The organism is Methylobacterium organophilum (assembly GCF_022533465.1).
In the GTDB taxonomy this organism is placed as follows: Bacteria; Pseudomonadota; Alphaproteobacteria; order Rhizobiales; family Beijerinckiaceae; genus Methylobacterium; species Methylobacterium organophilum.
Map to the genome: position 1 here is coordinate 342,184 of NZ_CP092848.1, position 14,433 is coordinate 356,616.

A 14,433-nucleotide genomic window follows, 5' to 3' on the forward strand; every position below is an offset into this window, starting at 1 on the left:
ACCCCATATAGGCGGGAGCCCGCCACCACGCCCTCCAACGACGCAGGAAGGACGCCGCCATGCTGCTGTTCCGCAAACGCCCCGAGATGCCGAGCCCGGCCGAGACGCTTCCGGGCCGGCCGCAGCCGATCCCCACCAGCGAGCGGCATTTCGTCAACGGCAACCCGCTGAAGGGCCCCTACCCCGAGGGCATCGAGACGATCGTGCTCGGGCTCGGCTGCTTCTGGGGCGCCGAGCGCAAGTTCTGGCAATTGCCCGAGGGCGTCTACGTCACCGCGGTGGGCTATGCCGGGGGCACCACGCCCAACCCGACCTACGAGGAGGCCTGCTCGGGCCTGACGGGTCATACGGAGGCGGTCCTCGTCGCCTTCGATCCCGCCGTGCTGCCCCTCGAATCCGTGCTCAAGACCTTCTTCGAGAGCCACGACCCGACCCAGGGCTACCGCCAGGGCAACGACGTGGGCACCCAGTACCGCTCCGGCATCTACACCGCCGACGAAGCCCAGGCTGCGACCGCACGGCGGGTGCGCGACGCCTATGCGACGGCGCTCGCCGCGAAGGGCTACGGGCCGATCACCACGGAGATCGCGCCGCTCGACCGGTTCTACTTCGCGGAGGGGTATCACCAGCAATATCTCGCCAAGAATCCCGGCGGCTATTGCGGCCTCGGCGGCACCGGCGTGTCCTGCCCCGTCGGCACGGGGGTCGCGGCCGCGGAATAGGCGGTTCCAAGCTTCGCCGTCTTGCGGGCGGGCGAACCGTCTGCCACATCCCCCGCGTCCGACGCGGGGGATCACAAAAAAATGATCGAGCGCATCTTCGAGCGGTTCCTGTTCGCCTGCCGCTGGCTGCTGGCGCCCTTCTACGCGGCGCTGACGGTCGGCCTGTTCGTGCTCCTGGTGAAGCTGATCCAGGAGATCGGCCACTTCCTGCTGCATGCCTGGGAGTGGAACGAGTCGCAGACCATCCTGAGCGTGCTGACGCTGGTGGACCTTTCGTTCACCGCCTCGCTGCTCATCATCGTGATGTTCTCGGGCTACGAGAACTTCGTCTCCAAGTTCGACCATACGGACCATAAGGACTGGCCCGAATGGATGGGGACGATCGACTTCACCGGCCTCAAGCTGAAGCTGATCTCCTCGATCGTCGCGATCTCGGCGATCCAGCTGCTCAAGGCCTTCATGGACGTCACCAACAATTCCGACCGCGACCTCGCCTGGTATGTCGGCATCCACATGGTCTTCGTGGTCTCCGGCCTCCTCATGGCTCTGACCGACCGGATCTCGGCGGGGCATCACGAGAAGTGAGCGATGGCGCGGGGCCCGGTCCGGCCGGGTCGGGCCTTCCGCCATGATTTCGCTTCAGCGCGCTTCTTCGTATCCGTTTGCCCACGGAAAGACGGCGAGCCTCCATCCCGTCTCGGGCGAGCCGCATGGCCCAGGTCCAGCCGGGAAGGCTTCGCCAACGCCGCGATCGGAATCGCCCAGGCTTCGCTGATGGCCCGGCACCGGACTTCCCCGGGTGCCGACGATCCTCACCGCGCGTGCAGCACGGCCCGGCAGGCATCGGGAAGCGCGGCCATCGTCATCGGGGGGCGGGGCCTGGGCGGGGTCTTGGGCTTGGGCGGGTTCATCACCGCGGGGCTGAACCAGTAGGCGAGCTCGGCGCCGCAGCCGTCGCCGGGCGGCGGCGGGGCCTGGTCGTCGCAGGATTCCTCGCCCCGCGGGCAGCTCAGCCGGATATGGTAATGGTAGTTGTGCCCGTACATCGGGCGCACCTTGTTGAGCCAGGCCCGGTCGCCCCCCGCCTCCCGGCAGAGCGCCTTCTTGATCGCCGGGTTGACGAAGATGCGCGCCACCTCCGGCTGGCGGGCGGTCATGCGGATCAGCGCCGTGTGCTGCGGCGTCCAGACATCGGGATCGATGTCGAGGCGGTCGGCCCGGACCACGTTGGTCGCCGAGGTCTCCTCCCGCTCCGCCCGGCTCAAGCGGCGGTCGGGCATCGGCGTCAGCCACACGTCCACGTCGAGGCCGAGCTGGTGCGAGGCGTGCCCGGTGAGCATGGGGCCGCCGCGGGGCTGCGACATGTCGCCGACGAGCAGGCCGGGCCAGCCGGCCTCCGGCGCCCGGGCGGCGAGCCGCTCGATGAAGTTCACGAGATGGGGCATCCCCCACATGCGGTTGCGCGAGGGGCGCATCACCTGCCAGGTCGCCCCGTCCATCGGCAGGGCCTCCCCGCCGGCGAAGCAGCCCTTGGCATAGGAGCCGAAGGATTGGGGCGTGCCCCCCGTGGGCCCGGTCACCCGGCCGAACAGGGCCTTGGCCGGGGTCGAAGGATCGTCCGGATTGGCGAGCGGCGGCAGCGGTTTCGGATGGAGGCTGCCCTTGTCCTGGGCGGCCGCGCCCCCGGAGGCGGCAGCGAGCAGGGCGAGGGCGAGGAGAGCCGGTCGGGCGGGATGCGGCATCGTGGGAAGTTCGTCTCGCAGGCTGAGCGGGTCGCCGGAAACTGGCGCAGGGCTTGGAAGGTTTTAAGGCAGAGCCTCCCTGAATAGCGAGAGAGCCATGGAACCGCAGGCCCCGGAACCCGCCCCGCAGAACCGCCTGATCGCCAGCGACCGCGTCGTCGGCGCGGAGGTGCGCCGGCCCGACGGCAGCAAGGTCGGCCGGATCGAGCGGCTGATGCTCGACAAGCTCTCCGGCCGCGTCGCCTATGCGGTGATGAGCTTCGGCGGCTTCCTCGGGCTCGGCGAGGATTACTACACCCTGCCCTGGGGCATGCTGCGCTACGACCTGTCCTCCGAAGCCTATCTCGTCGACATCAGCGAGGAGCAGCTGCGCAGCGCGCCGATCCGCTCGCCGGAGGGCGGCGACCCGGCCGACGAGCGGCAATGGGAGGAGCACGTCCACCGCTACTACAACGCCGCCCCCTATTGGGGGATCTGAGACGGCGTTCGCGGGCGGCTCAGGGCCGGGTCAGGAAGCCGATCGGCTCGCGGGCGGGCTGGCCGAGCCAGAGCAGGAAGGCGCCCAGGGCCAGGGCCACGGCCGCGGCCGGCGCGAGGGTGAGCGGCAGCACCAGGATCTTCCAGACGAGCGGGGCCGCCCCCTCCACCGCCTGCTGCAGCAGGGCGGACTTGTCCTTGGCGAGCGCGATCAGCAGGTCGCTCACCGAGGTGACGCGGATCGTGTTGTTGGCGATGGAGCGGCTGCCGTCGTAGCAGGCCAGCACGAAGCCCCCGGCCAGCGACAGGTAACCCAGCGCCCGGGCGAGGAAGGGCAGCCCGAGGAAGTGGATCAACGACCGGAGCATGGTATCGGGCCTGGTCCCTTCCTGGCGGGGCTTCTGGCAAGGCGTCGGTGGCGTCCCAGGGTCTAGTGCGCTCGCCCCGGAAGGGAAAGCCGCTTCGGCACAGGCGGGTGAGACACCCTGACCATTGCCTGGCCGCCCGGCCCCGTGCCACGAGGCGGCCCATCGCGGCGGGGCTCGGCATGCACGGAAACGAGGGAGCGCGGCGGGGCGGGCCGGCCCTGGTGGTGTTCGATTGCGACGGCGTCCTCGTCGACAGCGAGCCGATCAGCCTCGCGACGCTCACGCGGGCCCTCAACGGCATCGGCCTCGCCACCGACATCGACCAGGTCCGCGAGCGCTTCGCCGGCACCTCGATGCGCTCGATCATGGAGCGCGTGCGGGCCGAGGACGGCCTGTCCGCCCCCGAGGGTTTCGTGGAGCGGGTGAAGGCGGAGACGCTGCGGGCCTTCGATGCGGAGCTCTCCGCGGTGGCCGGCGTCGCGGCGCTCCTGCGCGACCTCCCCGTGCCGTTCTGCGTCGCCTCCAGCAGCGACCCCGTGCGCCTGCGGCACAGCCTCGGGCTCACCGGCCTGCTGCCCTTCTTCGAGGGGCGCATCTTCTCCTCGACGGAGGTCGCCCGCGGAAAGCCCTTCCCGGACCTGTTCCTGCACGCCGCCGGCCGGATGGGTGCCGCCCCGGAGACCTGCCTCGTGGTCGAGGACAGCGTGCCCGGCGTCCAGGCCGCCCGCGCCGCCGGGATGCGGGTGATCGGCTTCACGGGGGGCGGACACTGGGGCCACGACCGCGGCGGCGGCGCCCTGGCGCGGGCCGGGGCCGATCCGGTCGTGGCGGATCATCCGGCGCTGGCGGCCCTGCTCGCGCCGGCCCGAACCGTCACGATCGGAAGATGATCCTGAATCTCCACCGCCGACGTCCGAAGGATTTCCTTTTGCCGGAGAAGTTAGGAAGATCGTTCCGTTGATTTTCCGTTGCTGAAAGCGCACCTTATGACCGTGCAGCAGGCGCTGCGCCGCGGTGATTTGAAATGCATAGATTGCGCCGCGTCATCAAACGCTAAAGCATCACGAGGCCTCTGTGCATCGTGGTCCTTCATCGGCAGGAGGACTAACTTTGACCCATTCCAGTGACAGTTTTTCTTCAAGGCACCTTTCGATCGCCCTGCCGCTCCTGCGCATGCGCTGTTGTCGACCCTGATGCGGCCCGGTCGAACCCGGGCCCTGCTTCCCCCATCACATCGACAACCGGACCGATGCGTCCGCAGGAGTTTTTCACCATGCCCAGCAGCCAGGCCGCAGAGCCAACCCCGACCTTCGATCCCCTCTATGCCACCCGCCCGCCGCGGGTGATCGAGATCGGCGAGATCACCGCCGGTATCGCCGTGCCCGAGAATGGCGGCGTGCGCTTCTATTCCTCGGAGCGCAGCTTCGACGGGCTCGACGGCGCCCTGTTCCGCAGCGTCGAGCAGGCCGCCCGCGCCGCCCGCGAGCGCAGCCGCGCGCCCCGCGCCCGCCTGCGCGCCGCCTGAGCCTTCAGACCGGAGCGGGAGACAGCCCGGCGCCCCGGCGGCGCCGGGTTTTTTCGTGCGCCGCGGGGGTCACTTGCACTCGTCGCGGGCGCGCTTCAGGGCCTCCGCGAAGCCGCCGAGAGCGTATTCGTCGTTGGTCGGATTGCCGCGGGCGGAGGTGGTGCGGACATTGGCGACCTGCGCTCGGCCCAGATCGGTGACGATCTTGGCCTCCTCCGCCTGGTTCTGCACCCAGGCGTTCTCGTCCTTGACGACGAGGCCGTAGCGGGTCGTGCCGACCGTCAGGTAGGGGTCGCTCGGGGCGGCGGCGGCGCCGGCCTTGAGCTGGCTCGCCGCCGGCTTCGGCTTGAAGCCGAACATCACCGCGATCTCGCCCTGCGCGTTGACGCCCTTGTGCATCGTCACGAACAGGAAGCCGGTGTCGCGCTTCAGGGTCTTGGGCACCCGCGTCGAGGGCTGGGCGATGGCGTAGCAGAGCTTGTCCTTGCCCTGGAGGCTGGTGAACACGTTCCAGTCGCCGAAGGTCGCGAGCGGCACCGCCTGCTGCATGCCCGGCGGCGTCGCCGGCGCCGCCTCCTTCTTGGCGCGGCGGCCGCGCCGCTTCGAAGGCGAGGCCGGCTCCGCCTCGGGGGCCTGGGCCAGCTCCTGCGCCTTAAGGCCCTGGACCGGAACGGTCAGCCCCAGGCCGCCAAGCGGCAGGACACCATACACAACAAGCGCGGCAGCCGCGCGACGGGAGGCACGAAGCGTCAAGGGGATCCTCTGGCTGTCTCGTGACGAGCGGATCCCCGCAGATATGGCAAAGATTGCGACCGATCGGGGGCGGCCGGGACCGCAACCGACCCGATCGGTTGCATTTTTGACGATTGCCCCCCTCAGAGAGAGGGAACGGCTCAGACCGCGTGCATCTCCGCCAGAACGGCGGCAGCGGGGATCGCGGCGAGCGGAACCTCCGGCAGGTCCTTCTCCGGAAGCGAGACGCTCGGCGGCGGCGCCTCGGCGGGCTTCACGGGCTTCGGGCGCTCCCGGGGAGCCGGATCGTTGTAGGGGGTGTTGTAGGCCTTGCGGATCGAGGCCCAGAAGGCCGCCCGCTCCGCATCGGTGAAACGGGCGAGACGCGTGTTGATCACCTCGGTGGCCTCCTGCGCCAGGGCGGGGGTTTCCTCGGGCGTGATCCAGCTCTCAACGGTCATCGACGGGTCTCCGTAGTTCGGGCCATCCGATAGCCAAGCTCACCTAGCTGGATCATGAACGCCGCATGGTGCAGTGCGTTCCCACCCCGGCGCGCGCCTACTTCTCCACAGGCGCGAGCTTGACGAGCCAGGCTTCGGCCTGGGCGCGCACGTTCTCCGGCGCCGTGCCGCCGTAGCTGACGCGGCTCGCCACCGAGTTCTCGACCCCAAGCACGGCGTAGATCGCGTCCGTGATGCGCGACTCGACCGCCTGCATCTCCTCGAGCGACAGCTCCTCCAGCCCGATCCCACGGGCCGAGGCCGCGCCGACGAGGCGGCCGGTGACGTGATGCGCCTCGCGGAAGGGCATGCCGAGCTCGCGCACGAGCCAGTCGGCCAGGTCCGTGGCGGTGGCATAGCCGGAGCCTGCGGCCTTCTTCAGCACCTCGGACACCGGCTCGAGGTCGCGCACCATGCCGGTCATGGCGGCGAGGCAGAGCGAGAGGGCCTGGAGCGCGTCGAAGGTGCCTTCCTTGTCCTCCTGCATGTCCTTCGAATAGGCGAGCGGCAGCCCCTTCATCACGATGAGCAGGCCGGTGAGCGCGCCGATGATGCGGCCCGCCTTGGCGCGGACCAGCTCCGCCGCGTCCGGGTTCCGCTTCTGCGGCATGATCGAGGAGCCGGTGGTGAAGCGGTCGGACAGCTTCACGAAGCCGAACTGCGCCGAGGTCCACACCACCAGTTCCTCCGCGAAGCGCGAGAGATGCACGGCGCAGATCGAGGCGGCGGAGAGCGCCTCCAGGGCGAAGTCGCGGTCGGCCACCGAATCGAGGGAATTGGCGGTCGGCCGGTCGAAGCCCAGAGCCGTGGCGGTGGCGTTGCGATCGATCGGGAAGGAGGTGCCAGCGAGCGCAGCGGCGCCGAGCGGACATTCGTTGAGCCGGGTGCGGGCGTCGCGGAAGCGGCCGCGGTCCCGGGCCAGCATCTCGACATAGGCGAGGCAATGGTGGCCGAAGGTGACCGGCTGGGCCGATTGCAGATGGGTGAAGCCCGGCATCACCGTGGCGGCGTGCTTCACGGCGGTCTCGGCCAAGGCCTTCTGCAAATCGGCGACCTGCTCGTCGAGGCCGTCCAGGGTGTCGCGCACCCACAGCTTCATGTCGGTGGCGACCTGGTCGTTGCGGGAGCGGGCGGTATGGAGCCGCCCGGCCGCCGGACCGACGATCTCGGTGAGCCGGCTCTCGACGGACATGTGGATGTCCTCGAGCTCGCGCTTGAACACGAAGATGCCGGACTCGATCTCCGCCTGGACGCTCTTGAGGCCTTCCTCGATCGCTGCCACATCGGCAGCCGGCAGGATGCCCTGGCGTCCCAGCATCGCGACATGCGCCAGCGAGCCGCGGATGTCCTGGGGCGCGAGGCGCTTGTCGAAGCCGATCGACGCGTTGATCTCTTCCATGATCTCGGCGGGGCCGCTGGCGAAGCGGCCGCCCCACATCCGATTGCTCATGCCTGCTCTCACCTTCCCGTCGCGGCCCGGATCGAGGCCCTCGCCGCCCCCGCGGGGGCACGCGGGCTGATGGCCACCCGCACGATTCTCGCCGCGGGCGGCGCCCTCGCCGCCGTCGCGATCATCGGGGTCGCCCTATACGGGAGCGGTTCCGGCCTCGGCAACCTCGCCGGCCTCGGGGCGGCCGCCCCCTGCGCGGAGGCCGCCCCCGTCGCGGCACGGCTCGACCCCCTCGCCCGTGGCGAACTCGCCGCCTTCCAGGCCTCCGCGCGCCCGAAACCGGCCCCGGCGATCGCCTTCGACGGGCCGGACGGCCAAGAGACGGACCTCGCCGCCTCGAACGGGCGCACGCGGCTCGTGAATCTGTGGGCGACCTGGTGCGCCCCCTGCAAGGCGGAGATGCCGGCCCTCGACCGGCTCCAGGCCGAACTCGGCGGGTCGGATTTCGAGGTGCTGGCGATCAATGTCGAGACGCGCAACCTCGACAAGCCGCCGGCCTGGCTCAAGGCGAACGGCATCGCGACTCTCGCCTATCACGGCGATCCCAAGGGCCGGGTGCTACCGGTGGTCCAGTCGGCAGTCGGCTCCACCGGCCTGCCCACGACTTTGCTGATCGATCCGCGCGGCTGCACCCTCGGTGTGATCAAGGGACCGGCGGACTGGGCAAGCGCCGAGGGCAAGGCCCTGATCCGGGCCGCGCTCGGTCGGTAGCGGCCCACATGCCTTGAGCCCCGTGCGCCCTCCTCTCTCGCCCCTCCCTGCCAATGGGCGCACAGTGGCGCGCGAGAAATCGAAAAACGCTTCGGGGCCATGCGGGGCGGCCCCAAGATTTCGTCACGAAGCCGTGAAGTGTGGCTTGGCGGCAGCACTAGGCGACCATCAGTTCCGCCCGGGATGAATCCCCGGGCCGGCGGTTGCAAGCCGTGGTAGTCCACTCCGGATCAACCGGATCGGTCGAGATGAACAAGAAGCGCGCAAAGATCCTGGCCGGCGTTCTCGCCCTGTCCTCCACCACGGCCCTCCAGGCCGCCGATCTCGGCAGCCGCCCCCCGGCTCCGGTGCCCTACGTGGCCCCCGTTCAGCCCTACAGCATCGTCTCCGAGATCCGCATCGGCGGCGCCGTGCAGGACCCGGGCAGCGCCGAGCGCGACACCCAGAACATCAACGGCGAAATCCTGTTCAACAAGCCAGTGGTGAGCCTCGACCCGTTCTGGCAAGCCTTCGTGCCGCGCGCGACCGTCGGCGGCAGCTACAATTTCGGCGGCCGCACCAGCTACGCCTATATCGGCGCGACCTGGACCGCCGACCTCTTCCCCGAGACCTTCGACCGCCGCGTCTTCATCGAAGGCTTCTTCGGCGGCGCCGCCCATAATGGGCATACCGGGCCCAAGACCCTCGAGAACCTGACGCTGAACGCGCTCGGCTGCTCGCCCCTGTTCCGCGAGGCGGCCGCCCTCGGCTTCCGCCTCACCGAGCATTGGAGCATCATGGCCACCGTCGAGCACATGTCGAATGCCGGCCTGTGCGTGAACAACCGTGGCCTGACCAATTTCGGCGGCAAGATCGGCTACACCTTCTGATTGAAGACAGTTTCACCGCTTGAAGGCCCGCGGAGCGCGTGAGATCAGCGCCCGCGGGCTTTTTCATGCCTGCTTCGCAAAAGCCGCAGGGAGGCATCGCCTTGGTCAAGCTGAACCGCATCTACACGCGCACCGGCGACAAGGGCACGACCGGTCTCGCCAACGGGGAGCGGCGCTCCAAGGATGACCTGCGGGTCGAGGCCTACGGCACGGTCGACGAGACCAATGCCTGCATCGGACTGGCCCGTCTGCATGCGGAGCCGAAGCTCGACGCCCTGCTCGCCGCGATCCAGAACGACCTGTTCGATCTCGGCGCCGATCTCGCCACACCGCCGAGCGAGGAGCCCCTCGGCTACGAGCCCCTGCGCATCGTCCCCTCGCAGGTGACCCGGCTCGAGACCGAGATCGACGCGCTGAACGCCGACCTCGCCCCCCTCAAATCCTTCGTGCTGCCCGGCGGCTCCCCCGCTGCGGCGGCCTTGCACCTCGCCCGCACGGTCTGCCGGCGGGCCGAGCGCCTCGTCGTGTCGCTGAGCGCGCTCGAATCGGAAAAGATCTCGCCGGAGGCCCTGCAATACCTCAACCGGCTCTCGGACTTCCTGTTCGTGGCTGGGCGAGTCGCCAACGGCAATGGCGCCGACGACGTACTCTGGGTGCCCGGCAAGAACCGCTGACGCGGCCTCGCGCGGCCGGGCCTGGATCTAGAAAAGTTCTAGGCCTGCGAAGCGGATAACGAATGCAGTTCCACCCTCCGCACGGAGGCTGCCGTCTCGGCCTGACGCTGCGTTGACAAGCGGGAAATCGCGTCGCTACGGTCCCGCCGCCTTGAACACCGAAGTTTGATCGCCGCCGATCGAAGGGCCGCCCGATGCATGGGCGCGGCCCGCCCTCGCGGCGCGGAGGAAGCGACCGTCATGAAGGTTCTGGTGCCCGTGAAGCGGGTTGTCGACTACAACGTCAAGATCCGCGTGAAGGCGGACGGATCGGGCGTCGAGCTCGCCAACGTCAAGATGTCGATGAACCCCTTCGACGAGATCGCCGTCGAGGAGGCGATCCGCCTGAAGGAGAAGGGCACGGTCACCGAGATCGTCGCCGTCTCCATCGGCCCGCAGCAGGCCCAGGAGACGCTGCGCACGGCGCTGGCCATGGGCGCCGACCGGGCGATCCTGGTGAAGACCGACATCACCTGCGAGCCGCTTGCGGTGGCCAAGCTCCTCAAGGCCGTGGTCGAGAAGGAGAGCCCGCAGCTCGTCATCCTCGGCAAGCAGGCGATCGACGACGATTCCAACCAGACTGGCCAGATGCTCGCCGCCCTGCTCGGCTGGCCCCAGGGCACCTTCGCCTACAAGCTCGAAGCCGGCGATGGCAGCCTCGACGTGACCCGCGAGGTCGATGGCGGCCTACAGACGGTCAACCTCAAGCTGCCGGCGATCGTCACCACGGACCTACGCCTCAACGAGCCGCGCTACGCCTCCCTGCCCAACATCATGAAGGCGAAGAAGAAACCCCTCGAGGAGCTGGCGCCCGAGGCGCTGGGCGTCGAAGTGACCCCGAAGCTCAAGGTGCTCAAGACCGCTGAGCCCCCGGGCCGCTCCGCCGGCGTGAAGGTCGGCTCCGTCGCCGAGCTCGTCGCGAAGCTGAAGGACGAGGCGTCCGTCCTCTAACGAATCCTCCGCGCGCTCCCGCGACCGGTCGCAGCGCGCCAACCCCTTCGAGGTCATCCCATGACGACACTGCTCTACGTCGAGCACGCCGAGTCCCAGATCAAGGACGGCACGCTCAAGGCCCTCACCGCCGCCAAGGAACTGGGCGCCCCGATCCACGCCCTGGTGCTCGGCTCCAACAGCAAGGGCGCGGCGGAAGCCGCCGCCAAGCTCGACGGCGTCGAGAAGGTGCTGAATGCCGAGGACGCGGCCTACGATCACGACCTCGCCGAGACCAGCGCCGCCCTGATCGCGGCGATTGCCGGCCCTTACGACGCCATCGTCGCCTCCGCCTCCACCACCGGCAAGAACACCCTGCCGCGGGTGGCCGCGCTCCTCGACGTCGCCCAGGTCTCCGACATCATCAAGGTGGTCTCGGCCGACACCTTCGAGCGGCCGATCTATGCCGGCAACGCCATCCAGACGGTGCAGGCGCCGGCGGGCAAGAAGGTGATCACCGTGCGCACGGCCGCCTTCAAGGCCACCGGTGAGGGCGGCAGCCCGGCCCCGATCGAGACGGTATCGGCCCCCGCGCCGGATTCCCTCGGCGCCGCCTACAAGAGCGAAGAGATCGCGAAGTCCGACCGTCCGGAGCTGGCCTCGGCCAAGATCATCGTCTCCGGGGGACGGGCGCTCGGCTCCTCCGACAAGTTCAAGGAAGTGATCGAGCCGCTCGCCGACGCCTTCGGCGCGGCGGTGGGCGCCTCCCGCGCCGCGGTCGATGCCGGCTACGCCCCGAACGACTGGCAGGTCGGCCAGACCGGCAAGGTCGTCGCCCCCGACCTCTACGTGGCGGTGGGCATCTCCGGCGCGATCCAGCATCTAGCCGGCATGAAGGATTCCAAGGTCATCGTCGCGATCAACAAGGACGAGGACGCGCCGATCTTTCAGGTGGCCGATTACGGCCTGGTGGGCGACCTCTTCACCATCGTGCCCGAATTGAAGGAGGCCGTCGCCAAGGCGAAGGGCTGACACGGGACCGATCCGGCCCGGCGCATCCGCGGCGCCGGGCCGGATTTTGTATTTTCAGCCGGAATGGGGGCTTCTTCTCAGCAGGAAATGCTCTACGAAACCGGTTTGACGTGATTGTTGCGGCGCCGCATTCTGGCCGGGCGAGACGGCCGGTCCAACACGGCATCGCCGTAACCGGGGCGCGGATCGGGACATGGGTATCGAGATCAAAACCGTTGGCGTGATCGGCTCCGGGCAGATGGGCAACGGTATCGCCCATGTCTGCGCCGTCGCGGGCCTCGACGTGTGCCTGAACGACCGGGAGCCGGAGCGGATCGAGGCCGGCCTCGCCCTGATCGACGCGAATCTCGCCCGGCAGGTCCAGAAGGGCACGCTCACGGACGGGCAGCGCCTCGAGGCCATGGGCCGGATCAAGCCGGCCAAGAGCTTCGGCGATCTCGGCGGCTGCGACCTCGTGATCGAAGCCGCCACCGAGGACGAGAGCACCAAGCGCCAGATCTTCCAGATGCTCTGCAGCTCCCTGCATCCGGACGCGATCGTCGCCACCAACACCTCGTCGATCTCGATCACGCGTCTGGCCGCCGCCACGGACCGGCCGGAGCGCTTCATCGGCATCCACTTCATGAACCCGGTGCCGGTGATGCAGCTCGTGGAGCTGATCCGCGGCATCGCCACCGAGGACGCGACCTACGAGTCGGCCAAGGTCTTCATCGGCAAGCTCGGCAAGACGCCGACCATGTCGGAGGATTTCCCGGCCTTCATCGTCAACCGCATCCTGCTGCCCATGATCAACGAGGCGATCTACACGCTCTACGAGGGCGTGGGCTCGGTCGAGGCGATCGACACCGCCATGCGGCTCGGCGCCAACCACCCGATGGGGCCGCTCCAGCTCGCCGACTTCATCGGCCTGGACACCTGCCTCTCGGTGATGCAGGTGCTCTACGAGGGGCTGGCCGATTCGAAGTACCGTCCCTGCCCGCTGCTGGTGAAATACGTCGAGGCCGGCTGGCTCGGCCGCAAGACCAAGCGCGGCTTCTACGATTATCGCGGCGAGACCCCGATCCCGACCCGCTGACGGTTCGACACCCTCTCAAACGGAAACGGCGCGCGGGTTGGACCCGCGCGCCGTTCTCGTTCGAGCGGTCCCGCGCCTACTGCGCGTTCGGCTTGGCTGGGACCGGGTTGGCCGGGTTCTCCGCCGGGGTAGCCGTGGGAGCCGGCGAGGACTTGTTGCCGTTGACCGAGCCCGTGGTCAGTTCCCGGGCCGAATCCTGGCTCTGGGAGGCATGGTCCTTCGTGGCGTCGGTGCCGGACCATGTCAGCATGCCGACCATGTAGATCGCGAGCAGCGCCAGGCTGCCGATCAGCACGTAGAGGACCGGGCGGCCCCGCCGCCCCTGGCGCGCCTCGGTCGTGGTCTCGATTTCAGCCATCTCTACCTCATCCTGCGAAGCCACCGTGCCGGCCGAGCCGACACGAAATCGTGATGTTCGGCCAACGTATGGCTTCGCAGGAGAGTTCCGGTTCGCGGCCTGTTCGCGAAAGGTGGCCGACGACTTTCGCTAAGATGCGGAAAGATCAGCCGCTGCCTCAGCGGCCGGTGACGAGGAGGATCTTGCCGAGATGCGCGCTCGTCTCCATGAGCGCATGCGCCTTCTCCGCCTCCTCCAGGGGGAAGGTGGCGTGGATGACCGGCTTGACCTTGCCCGCCTCGAGGAGCGGCCAGACATCCTTGCGCAGGCCCTCGGCGATCGCCGCCTTGGCCTCCTTGGCCTGGGCCCGGAGCGTCGCGCCGGTGAGGGTGAGGCGCTTGAGCATGATCGGAGTCAGCGTCAGGCTGTCGACCTTGTAGCCCTTCATGAAGGCGATCATGACGAGGCGGCCCTCCATCGCCATCGAGGCGACGTTCTTCGGCAGGTAGGCGGCCCCGACCATGTCGAGGATCACGTCGACCCCCCTCCCCTCGGTGAGCCGCTTCACCTCCTCCGCGAAATCCGCCTCGCGGTAATTGATGGCGGCATCCGCGCCGAGCGCCTCGCAGAAGGCGCATTTCTCCGCCGAGCCCGCGGTGGTGATGACCTTGGCCCCATGCGCCTTGGCGAGCTGGATCGCGGTCGAGCCGATGCCGCTCGAACCGCCATGTACGAGGAAGGTCTCCCCGGGCTGCAGGCGGGCGCGCTGCATCACCGTGCTGTAGACGGTGAAGAAGGTCTCCGGCACGCCGGCCGCCTCGATCAGCGACAAGGGCTTGGGCCTGGGAAGGCACTGGCCGGCTTCGGCGACGGCGAACTCGGCATAGCCGCCGCTGATCACCAGGGCGCAGACCTCCTCGCCCTGCGAGAAGCCGCCCACGCCCTCGCCCAGGGCGACGATGCGCCCGGCGACTTCGAGGCCTGGGATCTCGGTGGCGCCCTTCGGCGGCGGATAATGGCCCTGACGCTGCATCACGTCCGGCCGGTTCACCCCGGCGGCGGCGACCTCGATCAGCACCTGCCCCGGGCCGGGCCGCGGCACCGGGGCCGCCTCGACGCGGATGACCTCCGGGCCGCCCGCCTCCGCGAAGCGAATCTGGCGCATGGTCTCGGGCAGCGGGTTCGACGGCATCGGGTGTCCTCCTCCGAGGCCCGCAGCCGTGCCCGAGCCTTCGAGGCGGGACGCGTCT

18 protein-coding genes are annotated in these 14,433 nt (G+C 69.1%); 11 read left to right on the forward strand and 7 right to left on the reverse strand.

Annotated features, from left to right (window positions below):
• Positions 1–59: 59 nt before the first annotated feature.
• Both msrA and MMB17_RS01610 read left to right on the forward strand, forming a co-directional pair.
• Positions 60–722 carry a peptide-methionine (S)-S-oxide reductase MsrA gene (gene msrA, locus MMB17_RS01605; RefSeq protein ID WP_241100836.1) on the forward strand — a complete coding sequence of 221 codons (663 nt, stop codon included), beginning with the start codon at positions 60–62 and terminating at the stop codon, positions 720–722.
• An 81-nt stretch (positions 723–803) separates the two neighbouring features.
• Positions 804–1,307: a TIGR00645 family protein gene (locus MMB17_RS01610; protein ID WP_238312587.1), complete on the forward strand. Its 504-nt coding sequence runs from the start codon at positions 804–806 to the stop codon at positions 1,305–1,307.
• Positions 1,308–1,534: 227 nt separating this feature from the next.
• Here MMB17_RS01610 and mepA read toward each other — a convergent pair whose 3' ends face one another.
• Positions 1,535–2,464 carry a penicillin-insensitive murein endopeptidase gene (gene mepA / locus MMB17_RS01615; protein WP_241100837.1) on the reverse strand — a complete coding sequence of 310 codons (930 nt, stop codon included), beginning with the start codon at positions 2,462–2,464 and terminating at the stop codon, positions 1,535–1,537.
• A 97-nt stretch (positions 2,465–2,561) separates the two neighbouring features.
• Here mepA and MMB17_RS01620 point away from each other — a divergent pair, with 97 nt between their 5' ends.
• On the forward strand, positions 2,562–2,942 hold the full coding sequence (locus MMB17_RS01620; RefSeq protein WP_241100838.1) for a PRC-barrel domain-containing protein: 381 nt from the start codon (positions 2,562–2,564) through the stop codon (positions 2,940–2,942).
• A gap of 19 nt (positions 2,943–2,961) precedes the next feature.
• Here the strand turns inward: MMB17_RS01620 and MMB17_RS01625 are convergent, their stop codons facing one another.
• Positions 2,962–3,309 (reverse strand): PetM family of cytochrome b6f complex subunit 7, encoded by a 348-nt coding sequence (locus tag MMB17_RS01625; RefSeq protein ID WP_238312590.1) that lies wholly within the window; start codon positions 3,307–3,309, stop codon positions 2,962–2,964.
• Between the two features lie 179 nt (positions 3,310–3,488).
• Between MMB17_RS01625 and MMB17_RS01630 the strand changes: the two genes are divergently transcribed.
• Together MMB17_RS01630 and MMB17_RS01635 are read left to right on the forward strand one after the other, a co-directional pair.
• Positions 3,489–4,199 (forward strand): HAD family hydrolase, encoded by a 711-nt coding sequence (locus MMB17_RS01630; protein WP_241100839.1) that lies wholly within the window; start codon positions 3,489–3,491, stop codon positions 4,197–4,199.
• A 383-nt stretch (positions 4,200–4,582) separates the two neighbouring features.
• Positions 4,583–4,834, forward strand: coding sequence for a hypothetical protein (locus MMB17_RS01635; protein WP_241100840.1), 252 nt, complete (start codon positions 4,583–4,585; stop codon positions 4,832–4,834).
• 69 nt (positions 4,835–4,903) lie between these two features.
• Here the strand turns inward: MMB17_RS01635 and MMB17_RS01640 are convergent, their stop codons facing one another.
• The 3 genes from MMB17_RS01640 to argH form a co-directional block, all read right to left on the reverse strand.
• Entirely contained in the window at positions 4,904–5,593 is a 690-nt protein-coding gene (locus tag MMB17_RS01640; protein ID WP_420847365.1) for an invasion associated locus B family protein, read from the reverse strand.
• 134 nt (positions 5,594–5,727) lie between these two features.
• Positions 5,728–6,027: a hypothetical protein gene (locus tag MMB17_RS01645; protein ID WP_241100842.1), complete on the reverse strand. Its 300-nt coding sequence runs from the start codon at positions 6,025–6,027 to the stop codon at positions 5,728–5,730.
• Positions 6,028–6,124: 97 nt separating this feature from the next.
• A complete protein-coding gene (argH, locus tag MMB17_RS01650; RefSeq protein ID WP_241100843.1) occupies positions 6,125–7,516 on the reverse strand; it encodes an argininosuccinate lyase in 1,392 nt (463 codons plus the stop codon).
• Positions 7,517–7,585: 69 nt separating this feature from the next.
• Here argH and tlpA point away from each other — a divergent pair, with 69 nt between their 5' ends.
• From tlpA to MMB17_RS01680, 6 genes are all read left to right on the forward strand, one after another.
• Complete coding sequence (gene tlpA / locus MMB17_RS01655; protein WP_241100844.1) at positions 7,586–8,227, forward strand: thiol:disulfide interchange protein TlpA; 642 nt, start codon at positions 7,586–7,588, stop codon at positions 8,225–8,227.
• Between the two features lie 248 nt (positions 8,228–8,475).
• A complete protein-coding gene (locus MMB17_RS01660; RefSeq protein ID WP_241100845.1) occupies positions 8,476–9,096 on the forward strand; it encodes an acyloxyacyl hydrolase in 621 nt (206 codons plus the stop codon).
• Positions 9,097–9,197: 101 nt separating this feature from the next.
• Positions 9,198–9,770: a cob(I)yrinic acid a,c-diamide adenosyltransferase gene (locus tag MMB17_RS01665; protein ID WP_241100846.1), complete on the forward strand. Its 573-nt coding sequence runs from the start codon at positions 9,198–9,200 to the stop codon at positions 9,768–9,770.
• A 240-nt stretch (positions 9,771–10,010) separates the two neighbouring features.
• A complete protein-coding gene (locus MMB17_RS01670) occupies positions 10,011–10,760 on the forward strand; it encodes an electron transfer flavoprotein subunit beta/FixA family protein (protein WP_241100847.1) in 750 nt (249 codons plus the stop codon).
• A gap of 60 nt (positions 10,761–10,820) precedes the next feature.
• Positions 10,821–11,771, forward strand: coding sequence for an electron transfer flavoprotein subunit alpha/FixB family protein (locus MMB17_RS01675; RefSeq protein WP_238312600.1), 951 nt, complete (start codon positions 10,821–10,823; stop codon positions 11,769–11,771).
• A gap of 193 nt (positions 11,772–11,964) precedes the next feature.
• Positions 11,965–12,846 (forward strand): 3-hydroxybutyryl-CoA dehydrogenase, encoded by an 882-nt coding sequence (locus tag MMB17_RS01680; RefSeq protein WP_241100848.1) that lies wholly within the window; start codon positions 11,965–11,967, stop codon positions 12,844–12,846.
• 76 nt (positions 12,847–12,922) lie between these two features.
• Here MMB17_RS01680 and MMB17_RS01685 read toward each other — a convergent pair whose 3' ends face one another.
• Positions 12,923–13,204, reverse strand: a complete 282-nt coding sequence (locus tag MMB17_RS01685) for a hypothetical protein (RefSeq protein WP_238312602.1) — start codon at positions 13,202–13,204, stop codon at positions 12,923–12,925.
• Positions 13,205–13,361: 157 nt separating this feature from the next.
• Positions 13,362–14,375, reverse strand: a complete 1,014-nt coding sequence (locus tag MMB17_RS01690) for an NAD(P)H-quinone oxidoreductase (RefSeq protein ID WP_241100849.1) — start codon at positions 14,373–14,375, stop codon at positions 13,362–13,364.
• Positions 14,376–14,433 lie beyond the last annotated feature (58 nt).

Coding starts and splice junctions, on each gene's coding strand:
- msrA (WP_241100836.1), top strand. CDS start 60: ATGCTGCTGTTCCGCAAACGCCCCGAGATGCCGAGCCCGGCCGAGACG.
- MMB17_RS01610 (WP_238312587.1), top strand. CDS start 804: ATGATCGAGCGCATCTTCGAGCGGTTCCTGTTCGCCTGCCGCTGGCTG.
- mepA (WP_241100837.1), bottom strand. CDS start 2,464: ATGCCGCATCCCGCCCGACCGGCTCTCCTCGCCCTCGCCCTGCTCGCT.
- MMB17_RS01620 (WP_241100838.1), top strand. CDS start 2,562: ATGGAACCGCAGGCCCCGGAACCCGCCCCGCAGAACCGCCTGATCGCC.
- MMB17_RS01625 (WP_238312590.1), bottom strand. CDS start 3,309: ATGCTCCGGTCGTTGATCCACTTCCTCGGGCTGCCCTTCCTCGCCCGG.
- MMB17_RS01630 (WP_241100839.1), top strand. CDS start 3,489: ATGCACGGAAACGAGGGAGCGCGGCGGGGCGGGCCGGCCCTGGTGGTG.
- MMB17_RS01635 (WP_241100840.1), top strand. CDS start 4,583: ATGCCCAGCAGCCAGGCCGCAGAGCCAACCCCGACCTTCGATCCCCTC.
- MMB17_RS01645 (WP_241100842.1), bottom strand. CDS start 6,027: ATGACCGTTGAGAGCTGGATCACGCCCGAGGAAACCCCCGCCCTGGCG.
- argH (WP_241100843.1), bottom strand. CDS start 7,516: ATGAGCAATCGGATGTGGGGCGGCCGCTTCGCCAGCGGCCCCGCCGAG.
- tlpA (WP_241100844.1), top strand. CDS start 7,586: ATGGCCACCCGCACGATTCTCGCCGCGGGCGGCGCCCTCGCCGCCGTC.
- MMB17_RS01660 (WP_241100845.1), top strand. CDS start 8,476: ATGAACAAGAAGCGCGCAAAGATCCTGGCCGGCGTTCTCGCCCTGTCC.
- MMB17_RS01670 (WP_241100847.1), top strand. CDS start 10,011: ATGAAGGTTCTGGTGCCCGTGAAGCGGGTTGTCGACTACAACGTCAAG.
- MMB17_RS01675 (WP_238312600.1), top strand. CDS start 10,821: ATGACGACACTGCTCTACGTCGAGCACGCCGAGTCCCAGATCAAGGAC.
- MMB17_RS01680 (WP_241100848.1), top strand. CDS start 11,965: ATGGGTATCGAGATCAAAACCGTTGGCGTGATCGGCTCCGGGCAGATG.
- MMB17_RS01685 (WP_238312602.1), bottom strand. CDS start 13,204: ATGGCTGAAATCGAGACCACGACCGAGGCGCGCCAGGGGCGGCGGGGC.
- MMB17_RS01690 (WP_241100849.1), bottom strand. CDS start 14,375: ATGCCGTCGAACCCGCTGCCCGAGACCATGCGCCAGATTCGCTTCGCG.